This is a genomic window from Pseudomonas baetica (genome assembly GCF_019733355.1).
In the GTDB taxonomy this organism is placed as follows: Bacteria; Pseudomonadota; Gammaproteobacteria; order Pseudomonadales; family Pseudomonadaceae; genus Aquipseudomonas; species Aquipseudomonas baetica_A.
The window spans coordinates 1-23,033 of the sequence record NZ_JAIHLQ010000041.1 but is presented as its reverse complement, the minus strand read 5'-3'; the positions used below and the strand labels follow the sequence as shown (position 1 = coordinate 23,033).

Sequence of the window (23,033 nt, the reverse complement as noted above, 5' to 3'; positions counted from 1 at the left end):
GGGGGCGACAGTATCCCCTCTGTTTTTAGCGTTGAGCTATTCAGAGGACATGATGCAATCCCTAGACAAAAAAGACCTGGTGGTTTTCACCAACGCCCAACCGGATTACCGAGTTCATTTACAAGAGAGGTACTTAGGCAATGAGCGGAAGTGGGCACTCATTATCGAAAGTCCGTCAACTGGACAAGTATTTTCGGTTGTTACAGCGTTAGGGAAGACCAGACTTTTTAAAAACGCTGATACCGCTATCGACTTTATAAAAGAGACCTGTCCCAACAACCCGAACAAAGCAATAACCATAACGTACGGGGGTTCCCCGTCATGACTATCAAGAGGCAAAGGTATGCAACTCAACAATGGAAAATCGACTTTCCGTAAGTCAGTAACTCTTAACCAATCCTGGGTAAAAAAGCTCAAAGAAAGCAATACTGTAACAACCATCTGTAATATCTTCACTCCGAAAAACGGAATGAACCACGCGGCCCTGATGCGTAAAGACTGGACTGCCAAGGCAGAAAAGATTGTTGTTTTCGGGTCGCTGTTCTCCCTAAGTGTCCTCCCTGAGATTGCCAACGCGGCGATGGACTTCAGCTCGGTCAAGAACCTGCTGAAAGACATTGTTAGCTTCCTGATCTTCGATATCGGTTACTACCTGGGCATCCTGGCCATTGTGGTGCAGGGCTTCCGGGCTAAGTCGGGCCGTGTCGAGTGGTCCACCTTCGGTTGGACTGTCGCTGGTGTGTTCCTGGTGTTCTTCGCACCGAACATAGTCACCGAGATCAAGTCCGGCGCTGCAACCTCACTGCAATGAGTGCGGTCGAGCACGCACTCGATGAGGGTGAGGTGCTCGTCTTAGCGATGGCTCGGCCATCTATGGTCGGCGCCTTCACGCTATCGAGCATTCTTATCAGCATCTTTGGGCCGCTCATAACAGCATTGGTAATTCGCTCGTTATGGCCGGTTGGGGCAGTACCACTACTGTTTGGCATTTCGTATTACATCTGCAGCAAAGACGTTTACTTGTTTGGTGTCTTGCAGTCTGCATTTCGTTTACGGGCCTCTCGGAATCGGAATTTGTGGGGGTATCGGAGTTATGCGCCTCGTTGATAAAGCGTTTAAGAAATTGACGCGCAATCTTGACCTGACGCTGGGCGTTCAACAGCCAGCAGGATCTGAACAGGACCTGCTGGAGTTGGAAGTCAGCGCAATGGTGCCGTATGACTATCATTACGATAATCAAACGGTAATGACCAAGGAAAACGCCTTAGTCCAAGTTATCAAGATTGATGGATTGCTCTTTGATTCGCTGACCGATGAACAGGTCAAACAATTTGAAGTTCGCCGTAACACGCTGCTGCGTACTATCTCGTCCAGTAATTTGGGCCTGTACGTCCATACCATTCGCCGTAAGGTTTTTGACTTTCCAGAAGGTGAGGGCGGCACCTGGTTCTCCAGGCAACTCAACGCTGCTTGGCGAGCCCGCTACCTGCACAAAGGTTTCTACGTCAACGAGATCTATATCTCGCTGGTACGCAACCGTTTCCGGTCTGGTGTACCGGGGCTGATGGATCGTGGCATTGCGCTGATTACAGGGACCAGCCCGACTAAGCAGGATGCCGAATCCAGTGACGACATGGCTGATGATCTGTACAAGGCCGCGAATATGCTGCTGGGTGGATTGAGCGAGTACGGTGCGACTCGCCTGAAAGTACAGCGGCATCCGAAAACCGATTCCAAGTGGATCGACCGTGACCGTGTGCACGACGCTGTGCGCCGGTTCCGTTTGAGCTGGATGGAGTTCAAAGAGCATTGCGGCGATCACGAGCAATACCCCGCTGAGATCGTGTATGACTTCCTGGGAGAAGAATTCTCTGAACTCAGTACGTTCTTCCACTACCTGATCAACCTTGAGGATCGCAAGATCCCGCTGAGCGATCAGAAACTCTGCGAATCGTTGCCATACGCTCGCCTTAACTTTCGCGTGTTGGCAACCATGTGTGAAGTACGCGGCAGCACCAGTTCCCGTATTGGTGCGATGTTGAGCATGGCTGAATGGCCGCGCAGAACTCCGTCGCGGATGATGAACAAGTTCCTGCAACAGCCGGTGGAATACATCATTACGCAATCGTTTTTCTTCTCTAACCGAATCGATGCTGAATCGGCGATGACGCAAGAACAACGACGCCTGACTGTCTCGGACACCCACGGTATTTCCGACGATGACAGCAAGGAACTGACTGAGGGGATTCGTGCGCTGCGTCGTGGTGATACCGTCAATGGGCTGCACCATCTGACCATCTTTGTTCATGTGCCTTCACTGCCTATGGACTCGGAGGCGAACCGGAAACAGAACGCTGCCGAACTCGATAAGGCCGTGGGTCTGGTTGAAAACTGTTTTGTCGATCTGAACGTCAAATCAGTGCGCGAGTGGATGGGGCTGGAGACTTTCTACTGGTCGCAACTGCCTGGCCAAGCTGAAAACCTGATTGGCCGTCGCGGCAAGATCAAATCGACCAACTTCGCGGGTTTTGCTTCGTTGCACAACTTCGCCAAGGGGCGTCGGGACGGCAACTTATGGGGGCCAGCCATTACCGCTTTTGAAACTGAAAGCGGGACTCAATACAACTTCAACTTCCACCGCGAAATGGAAGGGATGGTTGCGGGGCATTTAGCAATGTCCGCTGATACGGGGTCGGGTAAGACCACTGCAATTAGCTTGATGGTCAGTGAGGCCGACAAGGCCAGGCCACGGGTGTTCTGGTTCGACAACCGCTACGGCGCCAAGGTGTTCATGAAAGCTATGGGTGGGGTGCATACCACGCTTTCCCCACATAGCGGCATGAACTGGAACCCCTTCAAGTTGCCCGATTCGGCTGAAAACCGGGCGTTCCTGGTAGATCTGCAAAAGCTGATGCGTGAGTGCTACGCATCGACCCCAACGTCTGCAGATGACATCAAGCGTTTCAAGACGTTGGTGGACGAAAACTATGCCCTGCCGCTTGAAGATCGCCGGTTCCGCAATGTTGTGTGGACGTATGGCCAAGGCGAGCTGGCTGACGTTATGGCCATCTGGCACGGCGCCAAGGGCGTTACCGGCGCGAACGCGGGCGTCTTTGACAACGTGAATGACTCCATCGACCTGAGCACGTCGCGGCACTACTGCTTTGAAATGATGGAACTGCTCAAGGGCGGTGAAGCGCGGCCAGAACTTCCGGTTGTGTTGAGCTACCCCCTGCACCGCATCGAGCAAGCAATGGATGGCACGCCTTTTATCCTGGTACTGGAAGAAGGGCAAAACCTGGTGAAGAACGAGTATTGGAAGAAGCGAATCGACAATTTCATCATGCAGATCCGCCGTAAAAACGGCCTGCTGATTTTTGTCACGCCCGATACGAAGTACTTCCGCAGTGAAACCGATTCAATCGACAAACAGAGTGCCACCAAGATTTACATGTCAAATGACTCGGCCAGTGATGAGGATCATCAAAACCTGACCGTGGCTGAACGCAAATGGATTCGCGAAATTGGCCAAGCCTCTCGCAAGTTTCTTATCCGTCGAGGCAGAGAGTCGATCAAGGTCGTATTCGATCTGACCTCGGAAGATCCGCAGGCCGATCTGTCCGACTTCATCCCTGTGTTGTCCTCGAACGATGTTGGTGTGGCTCTGATGGAAACGATCATTAAGCGCCTGGGCACTGACGATCCTGAGCAATGGGTTCCGGTCTTCATGGCCGAAGCTAAAGCGAAAAACACTCATAACTTGAAGGCGGTCAAATGATGACGACTATCAAAAAACTTAGCCTCGCTACGGCGGTGGTTATGGCTATCAGTGGCCAGGCGCACGCTGCTGGAGTTCCAACGGGGGACGCTGGCACCTGGGCCGCGCTGGCTCAGCAATATCTGATATTGAAAGAACAGTTCGACACGCTGAAGAAGTCCTATGAGACACAAGGCCGAACCCTGGACAGCCTCAAAGGTTCGTACGGACGTGGCGCTATAGGTCTGAATGACGCCATCAACTCTGCGTCGGTCGTGCCTGGATCGTGGCAGGAAGTTGTTTCTCGTCAAAGCACGGGGGCTTACGGCAGTAAGCAGTCGTATTACGAACAACTGATCAAGACCATGCCGCAGGAGCTGTTCAACAACCCGCAGGGCCAACGTGCGCAGAACTATCAGCTCAGTTCCGACTCTGTGCGCGCCGCAATGTCTGGGGGGGATGCGCTGTATAGCGAAGTGCAAGTCCACCTGAACAACCTGGCCACGCTCTCCGCGCAAGTGGATCACACCACTAACGCCAAGGATGCCGCCGACCTGCAAAACCGTATTGCCGCTGAAAACGGCATGTTGTCCTCAGCTCAGTCGAAGCTGTCAGCGTTGAACATGAATCTGCAAGCAAACCTGAACAACGCTGAAAACCAGGCCACATCGGACAACGAAAAATTCTTCAAGTGGAAAGAACAGTAATTCTCGCGTGCGAGAAAAGGAGCAACCCTAATGAAAGCAATCGTGTTCATCTTCAAAGCCGTCACCCTGCCGATCTGGCTTCCGCTGTGGGTGATCTTCAAGCTCTGGAAAGTCGTGCTGCTGGCCGTGGTGGTTAGCGCGGCCTCGGGCTGTGTCACCAACACCGGGAAGATTGATAAATCGCCGTGTGCCTGCCAGTTCACCCCGTTTGTCACTGCCGACCAGGAGCGCAGCAATGTTTAAACTCAAACTGCATCACATTCTCTCGGTATTCGTGGCTGTGATCGTTGTCGGTAGCGTGGTCTACATCAACACAGCGTCGTACTTCTCGACTGAACCCGCCGAGCCAGGTGCCCCAACAGCGCCAATCAGCTCCGGCAAAAACCCGCTGTTGAGTGCGAGCAAGCGCGACGTTGGCAACTGGTTCCCCGGCACCTGCTTCGCTGAGATCTATATGAAGTCGTCGTCTTACGGTGGCGCGCTGGTTCAAGGCTGCATCGAGCAGACTTCCAGGGAGATCAAAGCGCAAACCGGTGTGCAGCTGAGTGCCAGTGACTTCCGCGACCCCGAAGTGCTCTCCCACTTCAAGGGTGTGTACGGAGCATCGAACCCATGGCGCAGCTGACCCTTGAGGGCTTAATTGGCGCGACTGACGAAGTAACTACCAGCTTCGTCAGTCAGGTATTCCCTGATCTGGCGTCACTGGTTTCCCCTGCTGCGTACCTGGTCGCCGTCGCTTATTGGGCAGCACTGGGATTCAAGGTCTACAACGGCCAGGCCGTCCAGTATTGGGATCTGGCGCAGAGGATGTTCCTCACTGCCATGGTGTTTCTGACGCTGAACTGGTCAACGGGCGGGCTTGTGTTTTACCAGGCATGGGGTGGCTACACAGAATCCATTGCCTCGACGATCATGAGCGGGGGAGTTAACTCGACGTCGATGCTCGACGCCTTGTATGTGAATGTCGGGAAGGTGGCCAGTGTACTGATGAACGTAAGTTGGCGGCAGTTTGCAATGATCATGATGGGCTATGGCTTGTTCCTGATTAACTGCATTTTGTTCGTGGTCGCGATCTTGAACATGTTGATTGCAAAGTTTGGTGCAGCTATCAGCATGTCGATTTTGCCGATTTTGGTCGCCTTCTTCTTCTTTCCGCAAACACGGGGTTGGGGAATGAATTGGTTAAGCAAGATGTTGAACTTCTCGCTTATCTACATTCTGTCCATCGCCATTATCAGGTTCGGTTACTCTGTCTTTGGAGACGCCATTGAAGAAGTCGCACAAACCGCGACTATCAGTGATGCCGCGCTGATGACCGCTCAACAGTACGGCACATTATTGATCGTGGAAGGGGTCTTGATTATCTGCATGTTGCAAGTTCGCGGTTGGGCCGCTGCGTTGTCCTCTGGTGCAACTGTCGGAGGTTCGTCGTTGGTGATGATGGCTGTTAGAACTTTGGGAGCGAAAGTGTAATGGACAAGACATTTAAGAATGATGAGGCCTTGCGCCGTAAAACCTTACGCGAAGGGCAGAAGGTCAAACAGGAACGTAATCGCAGCCTGTTTCTCAATGGGGCTCAAGCGATCTCCATCGTAGCGCTGGCTTGTGCGGTCTACGTCCTGTCGGATTTGCATACCGTCATTCCCGTGGTGGCCACCATCGGCGCAGATGGTGAAGTCCTGAGAATGCGCGTCATTGACAAGGAAAACGTTTCGGCAGAACAAGCGTTGATTGAGGGCGATCTGTACTCCTTTGTCGAGGCGTGCAACACCTTCGACCCACGCAGAAAGCAAGCGCTGTCTGACACGTGCCATCTGTACACAACGCCTGATGTTGCTCGCCAGTATGAGCAAGAGATCAATCCAGATAATCCAAGAAACCCTTACGGGATTTTGGGTGAAAAGGAGTGGATTGAAGCGAAGGCGTTCGGCATTAACAAGGTCGGTGATACCTATCAAGTTTCATTTGTTTCTAACTTCCATCAAGCGGGGAAGCAAGATCCAGTACCAACCACTTACACCGCGAACCTGAAAATAGCGAACACAGTTGTACCGCGCTCACTCGGTGAACGATGGGTTAACCCGCTGGGTACTGTGATTACTCTTTATCGCAAAAGTGAAGAACTGAGCCGCCGGTAATTCACTCCATTCAAGGAAACTGAATCATGAAAAAAAATTGCATTTTGCCGACCGCTATCGCCCTGAGTTTGTGTTTCTTGGGTGGTTTCGCACACGCCGCTAAGTTGCCAACCTCTCTCTTGACCGACAAACGGGTTAAACAAGTTGCCTATGACCCGAATCAGGTTTACGAATTGATCGGCACATATAACTATCAAACTTCGCTAGAATTTGAAGCGGATGAAATGGTGAAAGTGGTTGCCTTGGGCGACACCATTGCCTGGCAAACCATCCCGTTTCGCAATCGCCTGTTCCTCAAGCCGGTCGAGGAAAACGCGGATACCAACCTGACCGTAATCACCAGCAAGCGCACCTACTATTTCCAGCTTGGTAGTTCCAAGAAGAACTCCGGCCAGTCGTACCTGGTCCGCTTTATCTACCCAAGCAACCGCGTGTCCTCCTTCACTGAGGTCAAGAGCCATGAGCCTGCGCCCGTGGTCAGCACCGGCACGCCAGGCTCTCCAAACATCAACTACGGCTTTGCGGGTGACAAAGACGCCATTGGTCTGCAGTCGGTGATGGACGATGGCCAGTTCACCAAGTTCCTGCTGAAAAAAGGCGCGGACATGCCGCAGTTCTACCGCGTGTTGCCGGATGGCACTGAGGCCATGGTCAACAAACGCCGCGAGGGTGATTACGTGGTCGTTGAGCGCCTGGACAGTATGTTTGTTCTGCGTGACGGCAACGCCCATGTCTGCGTGGAGAACTTGGCCAACCCATACAAGCGCACCGTAACTCGGGGCGCCCGTGATGGCGGGGGAGCGTAAGCATGAAAAGTGATGATAATAAACCCGTTCCAGAGAAAACCCGCGAAGACGAACTTCGCGAGTGGAACGAATCACAATCCAACTCGATGCTGAAAGCTAAGCCGGGTTCAAACAAGACTGCCGGTGTCGTTATGGCTCTGACGGCAATTGCGCTCTGTGGCTTTGTCTATTGGTTGAAAGAGGGCAATACCCCAGCTGCCAGCAACAGTGCTGGTAATAACACGATCACCGCTGCACAGCCGCGCCGTGTACAAGATCCGACTCCCAAGCGCCAAGCGGCGTCGGTTGCTCCCGTCAGTAATGACGCCAGCGCTGCTCCCGCTGACACGCCGCGCACGGTGGTAGACCGTCAAAACCAAGCGGGCATGAGCGAAGACGAAAAGCGCCGCCAAGCCATTGAGCTGCAGCGCGAGCTGGAAGAACAGAAGATGCTGGCCGCACGTCAACGCTCGGCCATTATCGCCACCGCGAAAGACGAGGGCTTCACGGATGAGGCGCCAGACCAGAAGGGTGGGTCTGGATCCTTGGGCGGGAGCGGCGATAGAAACGCTCCCGTCTCGTCAAATGCCAATAGCGCTTACGCATCCTCGACGTTCACCGATGGGGTTGCGGTCTCCAAGGTGCGCAAGATGGAAAACTTGGAATACAAGATTCTGCAGGGTGCTGAGATCGAGGCGGTTATGCAGCCCCGGGCTCAAAGTCAGTTGCCGGGTCAGGTCTGTGTAGACGTTCAACAAGACGTTTACGCGGCAGTCGGTCGCCGGGTTTTGATTCCGTGGGGGTCGCGGGTTTGCGGCAGCTATAACGCCAGTCTTCGCCCTGGCCAGGAACGCTTGTTCACCATCTGGAATTGGTTGCGTACGCCTAAATTACCGGGACGCCCAGCAATGGAAATCGCGATCAACAGCGCGGGCACTGACCAGTTGGGCACCGCTGGCCAAGGTGGTGTAGTTGATAACCATTGGGGGCAAATCTTCGGTGTTGCTGCAGCGGTTTCGATCATCGGCGCGGGTGCATCGAATACCGGCGTGTCATCCGGTGATCGGGAAAACTCGGCGTCACGTTATCGCACGGAAGTACAGGAAGCCGCTTCCGAGTCAGCCAATACGATCCTGGGCCGTTACGCCAGTATCCAGCCGACTTTGACCGTTCCCCATGGCTCGCGGGTGGTGATCTACCTGCAGCGCGATTTGGATTTCACCTCGCAGTTTGAGGCCGAGATCGAGCACGCCAAAACTGGCGGCGTCACCTTCATCCAGTGAGGAAGCGGTATGTCTGAGATTGCATCGTTCCGCGCCAAACTGAAAAACCTGGTCACGCTTCTGGACGATCCAGAAGTGACCGAGATCGCGATCAATGGTCCCGACAATGTCTGGGCCGGTTTTCGCGGCAGTCGGTTTATGAAGCCGGTACAGATTGAGGGTGTCACCACCGGATTGATTACCTCGCTCGGTGAGGTAATCGCTGCTCATACGGGGCAACAGGTTGACTCGTATACGCCGATCCTGTCGGGCCGTATTCCGATCAACCTGGCCGAAGGTGTGCCGGACAACCAGCGCGGTGATTACCGCGTGCAGGTTGTCTTGGCGCCTGCGGTCGAACAGCACATTGGTGGCATCGTCTGTATTCGTAAGCCCGGTATCAAGCAAATCAACCTGGATGAATATCAGAGCTCCGGGGCTTTCGAGCACATCAACGAGCCTCGGTTGCACAGTGATTATTCTGACGATCACTTGATAGCGCTGTACCGCGCCAAGCGTTGGAAAGAGTTCTTCATCGGGATCATGAAAGCCCGTAAGAACATCATGATTTCAGCCGGGACGAACGCGGGTAAAACCACCTGGCTCAACGGGATGCTTGAACACATTGACCCGCATGAACGTCTCGTCACCATTGAGGACACCCGCGAGATCCGTACACCCAATAAGAACGTGGTTCACCTGATCTATTCACGCGGTGGCCAGGGTCGCGCCAAGGTCACGCCGTTCGACCTGCTTGAGTCGATCCTTCGACTCACTCCCGACCGGGCAATCATGGGCGAGATCCGCGGTGGTGAAGCCTTCCCGTTTCTGGAGTTGCTAAACACCGGTCACAGCGGGTCGCTTTCTTCGATTCACTCGGACTCGCCGGACATGATGTTCGACCGCCTGGCATCCATGGCGGCGCGCGGCGGCGCCGAAATGAACAAGTCGCAACTGATCGAATACTCACGGCAGTTGATTGATGTCGTTATTCAGTGGGAGTACGGCTTTGATGGCCGTCGCTACATCTCGGAGGTTCAATATGCAAAAGCTGCCTAAGTTCGCGGTAACGCTGTTGGCTCTGGCCTGCACCCTTGGCCAAGCCTGGGCGGATGAGCAAGCCCCGGTGCCGTTCTCTGAACTGGCCGCGAAGTGCGCGCCTGCCGTGCATCCGCAGACCCTAAAGTCCTTGATCGGTAATGAATCGACCTACAACCCCTACGCGATTGGGGTTGTCGATGGCCGACTGGAGCGTCAGCCCCGGTCGTTGCGCGAGGCGGTGGCCACTGCCGAAAGGCTGGAGCGCGAAGGCTTCCGCTTCTCGGTCGGAATTGGCCAGCTCCTGGTCACAAACATGCGCGCTCTCGGCTTGAGCTACGCCCAAGCGTTCGAGCCTTGCCGCAACCTGCAGGCGATTAGCGAGCTGATGGTCAAGAACTACACCACGGCGCTTACTGCGAATCCGAACCCACAAGAAGCCCTGCGCGACTCGCTGTCGATGTACTACAGCGGCAACCCTGTACGTGGGTATCAGCCGGACAAAGAGGGCGATCTGTCCTATGTACAGAAAGTTGTGGTCGGTGCCCTCAACCCTTCAAGCAATGATCCGCTTGTGCCCGCTGTGGTGGCCACAGCAGGCGATGAGGCAATACCCGTCGCCGCTGCATCACCTGTGGCACGAAAAGCTCCTGTGCGCGCTCGTACGGCCTCGGTAAAACAGAGTGATCCTTGGGTGATTGTGACTGATGAAAACGGCCAGGCACCTCAACCCGTTCAAGTGGCCGCGACACAACCGGCGAGCCCTGATCAAGCGCAAGTCCCTGAACAGCCGAAGGTCCAAGTCGCGCTGGACACTGGCGATGCCCCACCGGCCCAGCAGTTCCAACGCTTCGCTGATCCAAAGCCCGCCGCCGCGTCTGCACCTACCCAGCGGCAAGCGCAAACCGAACCGTCTTTCGTACAGATCATCAATTGAATTTCTCGCACGCGAGAAAAGGGGGATATATGCAAAAACTGTCAGCCGCCTTTTTGCTGAGTGCAGCTCTGTTTTCGGGCGCTGCTATTGCTGCTGAATCAGATCTACCCTATGGCCATGACAGCGACCCGGACGCCTGTGGTGCTGCTTTGTGCCTGTTGGGCACTACTCGCGACGGTGATTGCGACAAGTACATCACCAAGTATTTCAGCATCTATCGTACCAGACACGGCAAATTCAGTCCGTCGCGCACTGCACAGGCGCGAGGTGATTTCCTTGCGGCCTGCAAGGACGATGAAGGTAGCTCAAGTAAAGCCAACGGCATTTGGGGGAAAGTCCCGAATGGTTTCTAACGCATTTAAGCCGTTTGTTTTAGTGTTGGCACTGGTCGCCGGGGGCAGCATGCAAACGCTGGCCCTAGCCGCTGAAAACGAGGGTGACGGAAGCGGTAGCCGTCGCATTGAGGTCGGTTTCTCGCCCGAAGGCTCGGCGCAGAAACTCGTACTGCGCACCATCGACGCGGCCACCAGCTCTATCCGCGTTGCTGCGTACGTCTTCACCAGTCCAGACGTTACCCGAGCGCTGGTTGCCGCCAAGCAACGCGGCGTTGACGTGGCGGTGATCGCTGATCACCGCAGCAACCTCGAAGAAGCGCGCTCAACTGCCGGACGCCATGCACTGACGCTGCTGGCCAAGGCGGGTATCCCGACCCGAACGGTCAAGGCGTACCCGATTCACCATGACAAATTCATAGTTGTCGATGGCATGGCAGTGGAAACCGGGAGTTTCAACTTCACTGCAGCCGCAGCCAAGAGCAACAGCGAAAACGCCCTGGTGGTTTGGAACGATCCGGCGCTCGCTGAAACCTACCTGAACCATTGGCAAAGCCGCTGGGATCAAGGTCAAGCCTTCAAGGCAAAATACTGAGAGAGGGTTTACACATGGCAAAACCAGAAGTCACCCAAGTCACCTATTTGCTCAATCAAGAAGGCAAAGACCGCCAAGTCTTTACCGATGCAGCCAAGGCAGGCGAGGCCTGGCACAAGGCGGATTTGAACGCGAAACCGATGATGCTCGTTGAACAACCTGGTCAGAAGATGCAGATCTATGCCAGCACCGGCAACGCCGACGGGAAGCTGTACAAAGACCTACCGTTTGATAATCAACCGGGTTCGGCAGAGTTCAAACAGTCATTCAAGCAATCCATGGAACTGAGCAAAGCAGAGCTTGGCAGCGCCACGCTCGGGAAAGCGGAGTTGACCAAGCCTGATCAGCATGCAGCGGCGTCCGGTATTAGCGCGAAGCACGACTTGCCTGGTATGAAAAAGGCCGAGGACGGCAAAACCTACGAGGGCAAGATCGTTTCGTTCAATGCGGGTAAGGTGGTTCAAGCCGTTACCGATGGCAAGCAGACCTACTTTGTTGAGCACGACCGGGCTGCGCTGAGTGGTGCAAAAGCCGGTCTGATCGCGAAAGACAAGGACTTGTCTATTCGCTATGCCTACGCTGGGGTGGTGGTGGTCAAAGACAAGGCGCTAGAGCGCAAGGTGCCGGAGCATCAGGCCAAGGGTTTTGGCGGCGCTGGCCGCTATTGAGTAAGCCCTAGCGACTCTCTGCCAGGATCCACTACGATACTCGTTGTTGTCCTGGTAGAGAGCCCTCATGAACGATTCACACAAGCTTGAGTTGGATAGAAAGCTCCTACCGTTTGATTACCTGTTAGGCAAACGGTCGGAATCCAAAATTGCTTGGTTAGCTGGAGTCGCAACGGCTGCAGTTGTTCACCGCCGAAAAAGGCTAGGCATCCCCAGCCACCTCGAAGCCTTCGATCACCTGCTCGGCACCATGACCGACGAAGACCTGGCCACACTCGCAGAAGTCACCAAACAGACGATTACCGCACGCCGTACGGAAAAGGGCATTGCCTCATTGCGTGAGCAGTTGGGGAACCCTCTCGAAAAATTCGATGATGTGTTGGGTGCGCTGAGTGACGTGGAGATCGGGCTACGTGCTGGGCGTAGCAAAAACGCAGTGCTCAAGCGGCGGCGGAAAAAGAACGTCGAGACATACCGACCACGTACCGACACACCGTCACGCGCCTGATTTCTCGCACGCGAAAAAAAGCCCCGAACCGGGGCTTTTTGTTGGGCTCTATTTGGTGCGTTCCATACCGCCGCTTGGGCTGTTGGGTCGCGCTCGTTTTTCGCGTTCCAGGGCGCGTTCGGTTTTTGGCCCGTCCACCACCGTTTTCGGGGCATGCGCTTTTTGCAGTCGTTGGGCGTCACGTTCTTGCTGCAGCGCCAATGCTGTGGTTTTGTCATAGCGCTTGGCAATGGCACCCGGCAAACCGGCGATAGCGTCGGTGTAGATCCTCGCCTCCAAACGTGCTCGACTGATCGCCACATAGAACAGGTTGAGCGATGTGGTTCGGCTCTTGGTGTTGACGGAGATCATCACCCGGTCATTGGTCAAGCCCTGCGCACTGTGAACAGTCGCGGAGTAAGCGTGTTCGAGGTGCAGCGGTTTGTTCGCTGGCAACTTCACCACGCGCTCCGGCTTGCCGTCGCGCTCTTTGGTCGAAGCCAGCTCAATCATGCCGTTAGCTGTGCTGACAACCCGCATCCGGTCGCCGTTGGTGAGGTCGAGTGATGGCGTGTTGCGGGTGATGCGTACCAGGTCGCCTATGGACAGTTCCGGGCGTTCGGCCTTGTAGATACTGAGCTTTGTAATCTTTCGCGGGTTGATCTGACGGCTTTGGCCATCGGCGCCGGTCACGACAAGGATGTTTCCCGGTAGCGCCTGCTTGACGGTGTAGATCTCGTCACGAACCAACCCCGCTTTTTTGTAGTCTTTATCTGGCTGAATGACCAGTCCTTGCTGATAGGTCGGTGCATAGCGCCGCTCTGCTTGGGTCATATCAACGCGGTTCAACGTGTCGAACTTCGACCCTCGACCCTCAAGCCCCAACGCCTTGCGCGCCAAAGTGTTGATCTCTTTACGGTCTTTGTTCGTACCGGCAACAATCAAAACTTCTCTGCGCTCCTGGGGAGTGAGCTGCATGTAGTCGTTGACGATTGCTTGATGTCGATCGCTAGGATTGCGCAGTTCCTCAATGTGCTTGATGTGCTGCAGCGACTTAGGAGTGTTGCCATCGGCGGCGTTCTCGACGGCTAATTTCAACTCGGGGTCTTTCTGCCGCTGAATCTCCTTGATCCGGGCGGTTTGCATGCCGTTCTGCTGGAGCTGGGCGAATGGTTTGCCTGCCTCGATGGCCTCGGTCTGTTTGGTATCACCCAACTGAACAAGACGGGCGCCGGACTTTTCCACCAGTCGCATGAGCTGTTCCATCTGGCGAGCACCGACGACACCGGCCTCGTCGAGAACAATGATCGTCCTTTCGTCGAGGATCTTGTTCTTGGTGTTGAAAAAGCTGGCCAGGGTATGAGCGTCCATCCCCTCGTTTTTGAGTGCGGCAACTTGGTTGCCATACGGCGCCAATGCGAGGATTCGATAGCCGGGTTGATCCTCTGTCTTGCCGTAGCTCATTGCCTCGTTGACGGATGTGAGCAACTGCACAGCCCGTTCAACCGAGTAGGTTTTACCCGTACCGGCATCACCTTGAATGCCGACAAACCGATTATCTGTGCTGACAATGGCCTCGACGGCTTGCCGTTGGCCAGCGGTGAGGGTTGAACCTTCAAGTGCTTTAGCGACCTGTTCCTGGGTCATGAGCGGAGTCACTTGGCCTCGGCCAGTGCGCTCAATGGCAAGGATGGCTTTCTCGCGCTTCAAGCCTTTCTGCGTGGTGTAGCGCTTTTCGGTTGGCACCAATGAACCGCGCTCGATGGCGGTGGCCACGTACTGTTTTGCCTGCTTGTCTGTCCAGCCTTTCAGCTCCTGCAGGTGAGCTTGCCAACCTGCAGGCGACAACACGGGCGCGTTTTCCGTGGGCTGCGCCATTGAGTAGGCCGGTGCTGACTCTATGAGCGTGCCTTGTTGTACCAGCCTGGCTATTTCGGCCCGTACCTGGTCAGGTCCGGCCAGCCCTACCGAACGTTGGAGCGCCACGGTCAACAGATCCAGTTGGCTAACAACTTGTTCACGCTCGGTCAGGTGATTGATTGCGTACTGCACAACCGCTTGGGCCGGTGTCAGTCCTGCGGGTAGATTGGGATCAAATGGAGCGCGGCCAGCGCCTGACGCTGGGCCTGATTCACCATATTCGCGGCCATCCAGCCGACTTTGGGGGCCGTAGTCGATACCCAAGTCACGGCTTTTCGTCACCCAATACTGTTTCACCAGATCGCGGTCGCGTTCGTCCTTGTGTGGCCTGGTGGCCATTGAGATAACTTGCTTTTCAAGGGTGGTCGCGTCGGCCCGGGTTTTTCCGTCCTTGGCCAACGCTTCCTCGATGACTTTGCTGCGGCTGGAGAATGCTTCGATCTGTTCCCGGGAAATGTGATTCAGCTCGAAGTTACCCTTGCCATCGAGTACGCGAATCTCGTAGCCCAGCTCGCGCAGCTCAAGGGCCAGTTGACCCTTGTACATGGCGTCAACTTCGTGCTGAACCTTGAAAATATCGTCGTTGAACAAGGCGCGCCATTTGCCATCGGCGCGCTGGGTCATGTTCATGATTACTGCATGGGTGTGGAGCTGGGGATCTTTGCCGCGACTCATTTCGTGCCGAAACTTGCCGATGACCATATTCCCCGTGCGCTCGCGCAGGAACTTGCCCTGTTCCTTGCGACGTGCCTGGGCGAGCTTTTCGACGTGGTGCATGGCCTTGGCCACCGCCCGGTCGTGCGCCAGAGTGACATTTTTGTCGCCGGCAACGAGTGCTTGCATGGATACCGATTTCGGCGCCGAGAACGTCATGTCCAGGCCCATACGGCGCTTGTTGGTTTCGGCGTTGAACGTGGTGTGAATCTTTTCGCCGTTCGGCAGCTTGCCATCGAGCAGCTTCGCCAACTGCGCCTGATCGACCGGGCCGACTAGGCCCAGCCGTTCCGCGCCTTCGCCTTGCCACTCGCCCGGTGTTTCCTTGGCGTAGTAGTCGTCTGCAGCAGAAAAGTAGCGCGCTGCAGCGTATTGATTGTTACCTCGAATCGGCGTGACGTTGAGCATGCAACCTCCGTTACGCCGCTTCTTGACCGGCAACAACTATCCCTTGGGCTCGCTCTTTGTGATGCACGTAGGGCAGTTTGATTTTGGTGATAGGGAAGTCCTCACCAAATTTCAGATAAGCCTCAAGGTCTTTCAGGTTTGAGATTTCGGAGTCCATGACCACGGGCTCCTTCTTGATCTCCGGCGAACGGTTACTGCGGCCGCCACTGAAAGACACACGCATGCGCCTGACCTCTTGCTGGCCAAGGATCTCGCTTGCCTTGTCCGAGGTCTGTGCGTTGGATGCGGCAAGGATCACGTAGTTACGGAAGCAGGACAGCACCGTTTCCGCGTCGGTTTGGCCATAGCTGGTGATCAATTGCGACCAGTCCTGCAGGGTGGCAACCATACGCAGGCCGTGTTTCCGGCCTTTGGTGGCCGCTGGTACGAACGATTCGAGTTTGCCCAGCGATTGCAGCTCGTCCAGGAACAGCCAGAGGCGTTTCCCGGTCATGGGCTCGTAGCTGAGAATGGTTGCGCAGATCGTATCAATCCACATGGCCACCAGTGGTTGCATGGTCGAGCGCATATCTTCCCGCCAGGTGATAAACAGGTTGCCCGCATTCGGGTCTGTCACCCACTTGTGAATCGAGAAACTGCCCTTGGTCATGAAGCGCAGCGGGCGAATGTATTTGTTCATCATGAACTGAATACTGGCAATCGCCTTTTCTGCGTTGTCGCGGAAATAGCCCTCGGAGTCGGTGTTGGCCAAGAACGCCCGAATGGTGTCGCCGTCCTCGCGTACCAGCAGGTTTACCAGCGTGTCCTGGTTCGGGTTGTTGGTTTCCTTGAGCTTGCGCATGGTGTCGGCCAGCACGTCACGGGCATACGCGCACCACTGCTCATCGCCTGGATCGACCTGCGGCGGGATGATGGATTTCGCCATACGGTCAAAGTCGTGAACGCCTTTGATCTCGTTGAACACTGTCCAGCCTGCCGAACGAGCGTCAAATGGGTTGAGAATCACGTCACCCTTGAAGCTGAACTTCGAGTAGAACGTACCGTTGGGATCGACAACGGCCATCTTGTCATTACGTTTCAACGCCGAGGCAATCATGCTTTCCATGGAGACGGACTTACCGGCACCGATGGACGCGCAAATCATGGTGTTTCGATCTTCGAGGTGCAACGGCATGGGCACCTTGCCGATCATGATCGGCTCGATCTTCTCCATCCCACTCTTGCGGCGCTCCCGGTTGGTTTGGGCATTACGTCTGCGGACTTTGCTGTCCACATAGTGCCAATTTCGCATGCGAGAACCGCGCAAGTGTTCAACGAACCGTTCGCCACGGAACCCATCGTCACAATATTCATTGAGGTAGTAGACCAGCGCACCGGCAACCACGGACGTGGCCACCGTACATCCGGCCATGATTGGGTTCTGTAATGTCTGGTGCAGTGTCTCGCGGAAGGCGCCAGGGAATGGTGCAAACGGCATCTGCGCCAGGTAGGCGCCGCCGACCCAACCGGCGATTGGCAGGGCAATCCCCGCCATCAAGGTTGCGCTATCGACTTCTTGTTTGTGCATTAGTCCTCTCCTGATAGACGTTCAATATCCTTAGCCAACTCGGGCAACAGAGCGGCTAATGCTTCCTCGTTGCTCCCCACTGCAGACAGTTCGGCGCGCAGCTCGTTGAGCTTTCCTTGCGTGCTGTTCTGTCGCAGCAGGTAGACCGCGATGGCCAGAATGGTTCGGTTAGTGCCCTGCTCCCGGTCGAGGGATTCGAGCAAACTGAGGATCCGTTGCTGGTCTGCCCAGTTGTCGAGATCGGTCTGTCTGCCCCCTGATTTGTCCGTTGCGAGAGCGCGGTCCCGAACATAAGTTGACAGGTGTTTGTACCCCGCTAACGCCGCTGCTTCTTCGAGCCTGGCCGTCTGCTCGTCGTTGAACCGTATGGGTAGTGTCTTCGCCACGGTGCTCTCTCTGTGCATGAAAAAAGGTGCATTTCAGCCCCTACAATAATCACTCGCTACATGTATAGCAAACGCTATACATAAAAAGCTTGATTTATATGGCTGAAATGGTAGTTTTGTATAGTAAGTGTATAGCGCTACGGAATGATGTTGAATGCCTTTTAGCCAAGCGCAGCAAGGCTTTCACCTCCCGCAAGGGAGTGCGTGATGTGTATTAAGATTTTGATCCTGTTAAGGATCAAAAATTATGCTCTTGTTAAGGGCGTATCCATCATTTAGGTCGAAGACCGTAGGAGAGGGTACAGATAGGGTACAGATAGGGTACAGATAGGGTACAGATAGGGTACAGATAGGGTGCTGTAAGGCTGCACAACAGATGCAGGAGGGTTTAACTTGACTATCAGTAGGGGGTGAGTAGGATACACACAGAGAGCAACAAGGGTGCATATAGGGTGCAATATGGCAAAGCTAGACCTAGCGACGGCATTGCAGGCGGTTGAACCGGAAACCAAGGCGGCACAAATACGCCAGGTGATGCCGATTATCGAGCAGCAATTGAAGGCCGGAGTGAGACGAAAAGCGATCCTGGATGTGCTCAAGGAGCAGGGGATCGAGATCACGATGGAGACGCTGAAAAGTTATCTGTATCGGTATCGCAAGTCGGTCAAGACCGGAACGGTCGAAGCACCGGCAAGCCAGCCGAAGTTGGAGTCAGCGGCGGCAGTGCCGAAGGCACAAGCCGAAATACCGGTTCCTGTATCGTACGATACAAATCTAGAAAATGAAGAACTGCCGCCACCAATGGCGCCGACCGAACTGAACAAGATCATGAACCCTGGGGATGATGTGAACGCCTCAGAACTGGCGCGCTACGAAAGTGCGAGCCCAAGCAGAAGGAGACGCACATGAGCAAAATCGCCGTAGTGAATTTCAGCGGCAACACCGGCAAAACGACTGTATCTGATCAGTTGTTGTCGCCACGGATGGACGCACCTCGTTTCGCCATCGAGACGATCAACGCGGGGGCGTCTGACACCGCCGCCGAGATCGAGCGCATGAAAGGTCGCCAGTTCGGCGAGCTGCAAGAATGGCTCATGGTCGAGAGCAAAGCGGTGGTCGATGTGGGAGCGTCGAACGTCGAAGATTTCTTCAAGTACATGGGCCAGTTCGCAGGCTCGCAAGAAGAGTTCGATTACTTCCTGGTGCCCACGGTCAGCGAGAAGAAACAGCAGGCCGACACGATCAACACCATCAAGACGCTTTCTGCGCTTGGCGTCCCAGCCAAGCGGATTTTGGTCGTCTTCAACAAGGTGCAGATCGACGACGCGGACGATCTGCCGCAAACCTTCTCGGCGGTGTACGGGTTTCACAAGCTGGAGAAGAAATTCACCCTCAACCCTGACGCGGTGATTTATTCCAACGAGGTGTTCGAGCGGTTGCGTGCGCTCAAGAAAAACATTTCCGAGGTCGTGCAAGACACCACGCCGTACCGTGAGCAATTGAAGGACGCGAAGACTGAAGAAGACAAAGAGCACGCCATTCGGATGATCTCGGTGCAGCGCCTGGCTAAGTCGGCCTGGAAGAACCTCGATGACGTTTACGCGGCACTGTTCGGGAAAGGGAAGTAACCGCGATGGCCAAGGATCCGACAACCGCCCGCGAAGCGTTGGCGGCTCAGATGATGGAAGACATTGACGCCCTGGTGCGCCGCCTGGAAGAAGTGGACGGCGAGCTGGGCGCGAAGATGGAACAGTCGATCAAGGACGGGGCCGCCAAGGCGCTGTTGCAGACGCGATTGAACTTCGAGTCAATGATGGAAAGCCAGCAGGTGGCATTGCTGCAGGCTGGCCGCGAGGCCGCCGCCAGGATAGGCAACGAGCTAAACCGTAGCACGGCGCCGCTGATGCTCGCAGCCGGTGGGCTGCGGCGTTGGTTCCTGGTCTTCGCGCTCGTGACATTGGTAACGGCGATTGTCGCCGGTGCCGTGGGGGCATTCATCGGCTATCGGCTGGCTGCAATGTGAGGGGGTGCGCCCCCTTTTTTGAGGCTTATCCTGTATCGTACGATACAGGATAAGCTTTCTGTATCACCACAACCTTACCTCCGTAGGCAATCAAGCCGGGGGGTTCTCGCATGCGAGAAAAGGAGTTCACATGACAGCAACTGTCAGCCAGGAATTGTACGAAGAAATTGAAGGCGCTTATGCGTTCTTCAATGACGTGCTGTTTGACAGCCAACTCCCTGGCTGTCTGTTCACGCTGCAGCGCAAAAGCAACACGTTCGGGTACTACTCGGAGTCACGCTTTCTACGCCGGAACGGCGAAGGAAAGAGCGATGAGATCGCATTGAACCCTGCTTATTTCGCGCACCGTCGCGTAGAGCAGACCCTTTCTACATTGGCACATGAGCAAGTCCACCAGTGGCAGGCGCACTTCGGCAAGCGCTCGCGTGGTGGGTATCACAATGCAGAGTGGGCCAACAAAATGGAGTCCATCGGACTGATGCCGTCGAACACTGGCGAGCCAGGCGGGAAACGCCATGGACAGCAGATGACGCACTACATAATCGAGGGTGGCCCGTTCGATATAGCTTGCAAAGAATTGGTCGAGCAAGGACGCATGTTGTCGTGGATCGACGTAGTGACCAAGCGGGTTCCCATGTCAGCAACCCTGCTTTATGGGCCTGGCGGTGAGCCTGTGCCCGGTTTGGTAGACGACCCCACGATAGACATATCAGCCCTGACCTCGGCAGGACTCTTGCCGCAAGATCCTGGCAAGGAAGACCCGAAAAACAAGCGCAAGTACACATGCCCAAAGTGTCAACTGAATGTGTGGGGCAAACCGGGTCTTAGCGGGCGCATTCAATGCGTTGAATGCGCCGTCCCGTTCATCGACGCGAAAGAGCTGGTCGAAGTCCCGCCAGAGGCGGCGGCTGAGAGCAGCGACTAGACGGCGCAGATCTCGCGGGCACAGCCCGCCCCCTGATTACCTGCGGTTCCAAGGGGGGCACCCCTTTGGTCGCCGAAGGCATTTCGATGTGATGGCCAGCGCGTGAAAAATTGCCCAGCGAGCGGGCCCGTCAGAGGCCAGAGCGAGCGGTGCAGTTATCCACGGGCCGGGAGGTTTCTTGCCCGGACGGTGGGTAACTGCAGGGTGATTTCCTGAGCCGTGCGCAGATCCAGGACGCGGGGCATTACATCGCCCGGACGGGTCCGGGCCATCAGCATTTCATCTGTATCGTACGATATAAAATAGGCGAAGTACGTTGACCTGGTGCAAGCGGAGCGCGCAGCCCGGAACGGGCGAAGGCGTGAGGATCGAAGCCCGAAGGGCCAAGACCCGGCGTGCTTCTGGCCGGGGCTTGGTTCACGAGAGCCGTTTCGGCGAAGCCGAACACGCACACCGGCCAGCAATTTGGTAATTGCTGGCAAAGAAAAAGCGGCGGGGCGAAGCCCAACCGCTTGCTTTTGATCTTGGGGTTTGGGGAGCAATGGAACCGAAAACCAACGTAAGCACGAATTAGAGTTCGCTTTACTCGTATGTGACTGTTGATTGGAGAACTCTGATTGTCGAAACGAGTTTATCGAACCGCTTTTCGGATGTTTACGGTCCTTCCTGATGTTCGTTAAAGCGGTTTCATAAAACGGTGGTTTTATCGTACTCCCCAGACAGAGCGCTGGTTTGCGGGCAAAAACTGTCAAGGATATTGGGGGCAGTCCACCTTAATACTCTCAAGTATTTTTATATTAAAAATGGCAGCGTACCGATGTCAACGCTGCCATTTTAGTATGATACTTTAATACTCAGTATGATACTTTATTCTACTCGCACAACAGCCAGTTACCAGGAATTGGTATTGCGGATCTACTGTGGTTTGTTGCGGGTAATACTGGATTTTTAAATGCATTTACCCATGTATTAGATCGTTATGTAAAGCATGAAGCTGATCCCCGTGAAATTTTCGCCTGTATTGTTGCGATGGGAACAAACATGGGGTTAGCAAAAATGGCTGAGGTTTCAGGCCTTAGCTCAGCATCAATGGCGGGGACATCAAGAAATTATCTACGCTTGGAGACATTACGAGCGGCTAATGATGCGATTAGTAATGCGACCAGCCAGCTACCCGCATTTCATCTCTATGATATTCAGGACACACTTCATTCAAGTAGCGATGGTCAGCGGATAGAAACGCAAATTAACACCCTTAACGCTCGATATTCTCCCAAGTATTTTGGTTTACAGAAAGGTGTCAGCGCCTACACGTTGGTTGCAAATCATGTTCCTATAAATGCAAAGATTATTGGGACTCACGAACATGAAAGCCATTACGTTTTCGATTTATTGCATAACAATACCTCTGATATAAAGCCAGAACGGCATTCCACTGACACCCATGGCACCAATCAGGTTAATTTTTGGATTTTGCATGCATTTGGATATCATTTTGCACCTCGTTATCGTGATTTGCATAAGAAAATGGATACGTTAGTCGGCTCACAACATCCCAATGAGTGTGGTGACTGGCTAATAAAGCCTGCCCGAAAAACCAACGATGAATTGATTGAACGTGAATGGCCCAATATTCAACGGATCATGGCATCGCTAGCTCAAAAAGATGTTACTCAAGCCACGATTGTTCGCAAACTCTCGAGCTATTCGCGTCAGAATCAGACCAAGAAAGCATTATGGGAGTTGGAAAACATATGCCGAACGCTATACATTCTCGACTTTGTCGACGATGTTGGCTTACGTCAATGTGTACAAAAAGCATTAAATCGTGGCGAAGCCTATCATCGTCTTAGACGAGCAGTTGCATTTGTTAACGGTGGAAAATTCAGAGTAAAAACAGAAGAGGAGCAGCAAATATGGAATGAATGCTCTCGGCTCATCACCAACGCGGTCATTTACTACAACACAGTGCTGCTATCTCGTGTCTATGAACAGAAGCAAACAGTAGGAGATCAAAATGCACTGGCTCAGCTTCACAGTATTTCGCCCGTTGCATGGCAGCACATCAATATGTATGGCAATTTTGAGTTTAGTCCATCAACCTCAAAAATAGATATCGATGCATTGGTTGCTCGATATGCTGAACCAGAATATTGGAAGCAAGCGCTGATTGAGAACGAGAATTCAAGTGAGTGATTTTAGAATTTAAAGCTAACTTTACATTTTTGGCGCGTTGGGCAAATTTAGCCAAATTCGCTTAACCTGCTGTGGATTCTGCCCATAATAGCGTTTAAATTCACGACTGAACTGCGACACGCTTTCATAGCCAACTGCATAAGCGGCGCTTTGCACGGTGCAGTTAGTCTGCGTGAGGCGAGCATAAG

At 54.4% G+C, this 23,033-nt stretch carries 24 protein-coding genes and 1 pseudogene; 21 read left to right on the top strand and 4 right to left on the bottom strand.

Features of this window, described 5'->3' with window-relative positions; genetic code table 11:
- The first annotated feature begins 343 nt into the window (after positions 1-343).
- The 16 genes from K5E40_RS27850 (at position 344) to K5E40_RS27775 (ending at position 12,727) form a co-directional block, all read left to right on the top strand.
- The gene (locus K5E40_RS27850; RefSeq protein ID WP_221733485.1) at positions 344-811 is read left to right on the top strand and encodes a TrbC/VirB2 family protein; all 468 of its coding nucleotides are present in this window, start codon (positions 344-346) and stop codon (positions 809-811) included.
- Positions 808-1,107 carry a VirB3 family type IV secretion system protein gene (locus K5E40_RS35785; RefSeq protein WP_221733484.1) on the top strand — a complete coding sequence of 100 codons (300 nt, stop codon included), beginning with the start codon at positions 808-810 and terminating at the stop codon, positions 1,105-1,107. Before K5E40_RS27850 ends, K5E40_RS35785 begins: the two co-directional genes overlap by 4 nt.
- Positions 1,094-3,778, top strand: a complete 2,685-nt coding sequence (locus tag K5E40_RS27840) for a type VI secretion protein (protein ID WP_260456091.1) — start codon at positions 1,094-1,096, stop codon at positions 3,776-3,778. The genes K5E40_RS35785 and K5E40_RS27840 overlap by 14 nt, the downstream gene beginning before the upstream one ends.
- Positions 3,778-4,464 (top strand): type IV secretion system protein, encoded by a 687-nt coding sequence (locus K5E40_RS27835; protein WP_221733483.1) that lies wholly within the window; start codon positions 3,778-3,780, stop codon positions 4,462-4,464. The genes K5E40_RS27840 and K5E40_RS27835 overlap by 1 nt, the downstream gene beginning before the upstream one ends.
- Before the next feature lie 30 nt (positions 4,465-4,494).
- Positions 4,495-4,707 (top strand): hypothetical protein, encoded by a 213-nt coding sequence (locus K5E40_RS27830; protein WP_221733482.1) that lies wholly within the window; start codon positions 4,495-4,497, stop codon positions 4,705-4,707.
- Positions 4,700-5,089 carry a hypothetical protein gene (locus K5E40_RS27825; protein WP_221733481.1) on the top strand — a complete coding sequence of 130 codons (390 nt, stop codon included), beginning with the start codon at positions 4,700-4,702 and terminating at the stop codon, positions 5,087-5,089. The genes K5E40_RS27830 and K5E40_RS27825 overlap by 8 nt, the downstream gene beginning before the upstream one ends.
- Positions 5,077-5,937, top strand: coding sequence for a type IV secretion system protein (locus K5E40_RS27820; protein WP_221733480.1), 861 nt, complete (start codon positions 5,077-5,079; stop codon positions 5,935-5,937). Before K5E40_RS27825 ends, K5E40_RS27820 begins: the two co-directional genes overlap by 13 nt.
- Positions 5,937-6,602 carry a type IV secretion system protein gene (locus K5E40_RS27815; RefSeq protein ID WP_221733479.1) on the top strand — a complete coding sequence of 222 codons (666 nt, stop codon included), beginning with the start codon at positions 5,937-5,939 and terminating at the stop codon, positions 6,600-6,602. Before K5E40_RS27820 ends, K5E40_RS27815 begins: the two co-directional genes overlap by 1 nt.
- Before the next feature lie 26 nt (positions 6,603-6,628).
- On the top strand, positions 6,629-7,408 hold the full coding sequence (locus tag K5E40_RS27810) for a TrbG/VirB9 family P-type conjugative transfer protein (RefSeq protein ID WP_221733478.1): 780 nt from the start codon (positions 6,629-6,631) through the stop codon (positions 7,406-7,408).
- A 2-nt stretch (positions 7,409-7,410) separates the two neighbouring features.
- Positions 7,411-8,670, top strand: a complete 1,260-nt coding sequence (locus K5E40_RS27805; protein ID WP_221733477.1) for a TrbI/VirB10 family protein — start codon at positions 7,411-7,413, stop codon at positions 8,668-8,670.
- A gap of 9 nt (positions 8,671-8,679) precedes the next feature.
- Positions 8,680-9,708, top strand: a complete 1,029-nt coding sequence (virB11, locus tag K5E40_RS27800) for a P-type DNA transfer ATPase VirB11 (protein WP_221733476.1) — start codon at positions 8,680-8,682, stop codon at positions 9,706-9,708.
- Positions 9,692-10,624 carry a transglycosylase SLT domain-containing protein gene (locus tag K5E40_RS27795; protein WP_221733475.1) on the top strand — a complete coding sequence of 311 codons (933 nt, stop codon included), beginning with the start codon at positions 9,692-9,694 and terminating at the stop codon, positions 10,622-10,624. The genes virB11 and K5E40_RS27795 overlap by 17 nt, the downstream gene beginning before the upstream one ends.
- A 29-nt stretch (positions 10,625-10,653) precedes the next feature.
- Positions 10,654-10,977 carry a TrbM/KikA/MpfK family conjugal transfer protein gene (locus K5E40_RS27790; RefSeq protein ID WP_221733474.1) on the top strand — a complete coding sequence of 108 codons (324 nt, stop codon included), beginning with the start codon at positions 10,654-10,656 and terminating at the stop codon, positions 10,975-10,977.
- Positions 10,967-11,551, top strand: coding sequence for a phospholipase D family protein (locus K5E40_RS27785; RefSeq protein WP_221733473.1), 585 nt, complete (start codon positions 10,967-10,969; stop codon positions 11,549-11,551). The genes K5E40_RS27790 and K5E40_RS27785 overlap by 11 nt, the downstream gene beginning before the upstream one ends.
- Before the next feature lie 47 nt (positions 11,552-11,598).
- Positions 11,599-12,219 carry a hypothetical protein gene (locus K5E40_RS27780; RefSeq protein ID WP_221733472.1) on the top strand — a complete coding sequence of 207 codons (621 nt, stop codon included), beginning with the start codon at positions 11,599-11,601 and terminating at the stop codon, positions 12,217-12,219.
- A 67-nt stretch (positions 12,220-12,286) separates the two neighbouring features.
- Positions 12,287-12,727 carry a hypothetical protein gene (locus K5E40_RS27775; protein ID WP_221733471.1) on the top strand — a complete coding sequence of 147 codons (441 nt, stop codon included), beginning with the start codon at positions 12,287-12,289 and terminating at the stop codon, positions 12,725-12,727.
- A 48-nt stretch (positions 12,728-12,775) separates the two neighbouring features.
- Here the strand turns inward: K5E40_RS27775 and mobF are convergent, their stop codons facing one another.
- Genes mobF through K5E40_RS27760 form a run of 3 tightly spaced genes read right to left on the bottom strand, consistent with a single transcriptional unit; the run spans position 12,776 to position 17,701 of the window.
- Positions 12,776-15,748, bottom strand: coding sequence for a MobF family relaxase (mobF, locus tag K5E40_RS27770; RefSeq protein ID WP_221733470.1), 2,973 nt, complete (start codon positions 15,746-15,748; stop codon positions 12,776-12,778).
- Positions 15,749-15,758: 10 nt separating this feature from the next.
- Entirely contained in the window at positions 15,759-17,315 is a 1,557-nt protein-coding gene (locus tag K5E40_RS27765; protein WP_221733469.1) for a type IV secretion system DNA-binding domain-containing protein, read from the bottom strand.
- Positions 17,315-17,701: a hypothetical protein gene (locus K5E40_RS27760; protein ID WP_221733468.1), complete on the bottom strand. Its 387-nt coding sequence runs from the start codon at positions 17,699-17,701 to the stop codon at positions 17,315-17,317. The genes K5E40_RS27765 and K5E40_RS27760 overlap by 1 nt, the downstream gene beginning before the upstream one ends.
- 459 nt (positions 17,702-18,160) lie before the next feature.
- Between K5E40_RS27760 and K5E40_RS27755 the strand changes: the two genes are divergently transcribed.
- The 5 genes and pseudogenes from K5E40_RS27755 to K5E40_RS27735 all read left to right on the top strand — a co-directional run.
- Positions 18,161-18,610 carry a hypothetical protein gene (locus tag K5E40_RS27755; protein ID WP_221733467.1) on the top strand — a complete coding sequence of 150 codons (450 nt, stop codon included), beginning with the start codon at positions 18,161-18,163 and terminating at the stop codon, positions 18,608-18,610.
- Positions 18,607-19,329: a StbB family protein gene (gene stbB / locus K5E40_RS27750; RefSeq protein WP_221733466.1), complete on the top strand. Its 723-nt coding sequence runs from the start codon at positions 18,607-18,609 to the stop codon at positions 19,327-19,329. The genes K5E40_RS27755 and stbB overlap by 4 nt, the downstream gene beginning before the upstream one ends.
- A gap of 5 nt (positions 19,330-19,334) precedes the next feature.
- On the top strand, positions 19,335-19,724 hold the full coding sequence (locus K5E40_RS27745) for a hypothetical protein (protein WP_221733465.1): 390 nt from the start codon (positions 19,335-19,337) through the stop codon (positions 19,722-19,724).
- A gap of 130 nt (positions 19,725-19,854) precedes the next feature.
- Complete coding sequence (locus K5E40_RS27740; protein ID WP_221733464.1) at positions 19,855-20,649, top strand: SprT-like domain-containing protein; 795 nt, start codon at positions 19,855-19,857, stop codon at positions 20,647-20,649.
- A gap of 885 nt (positions 20,650-21,534) precedes the next feature.
- Positions 21,535-22,845: pseudogene (locus K5E40_RS27735) on the top strand (transposase); the annotation flags it as partial.
- 21 nt (positions 22,846-22,866) lie between these two features.
- Here the strand turns inward: K5E40_RS27735 and K5E40_RS27730 are convergent.
- The coding region (locus tag K5E40_RS27730; protein WP_221733506.1) for an AraC family transcriptional regulator at positions 22,867-23,033 on the bottom strand (167 nt) is incomplete at its 5' end.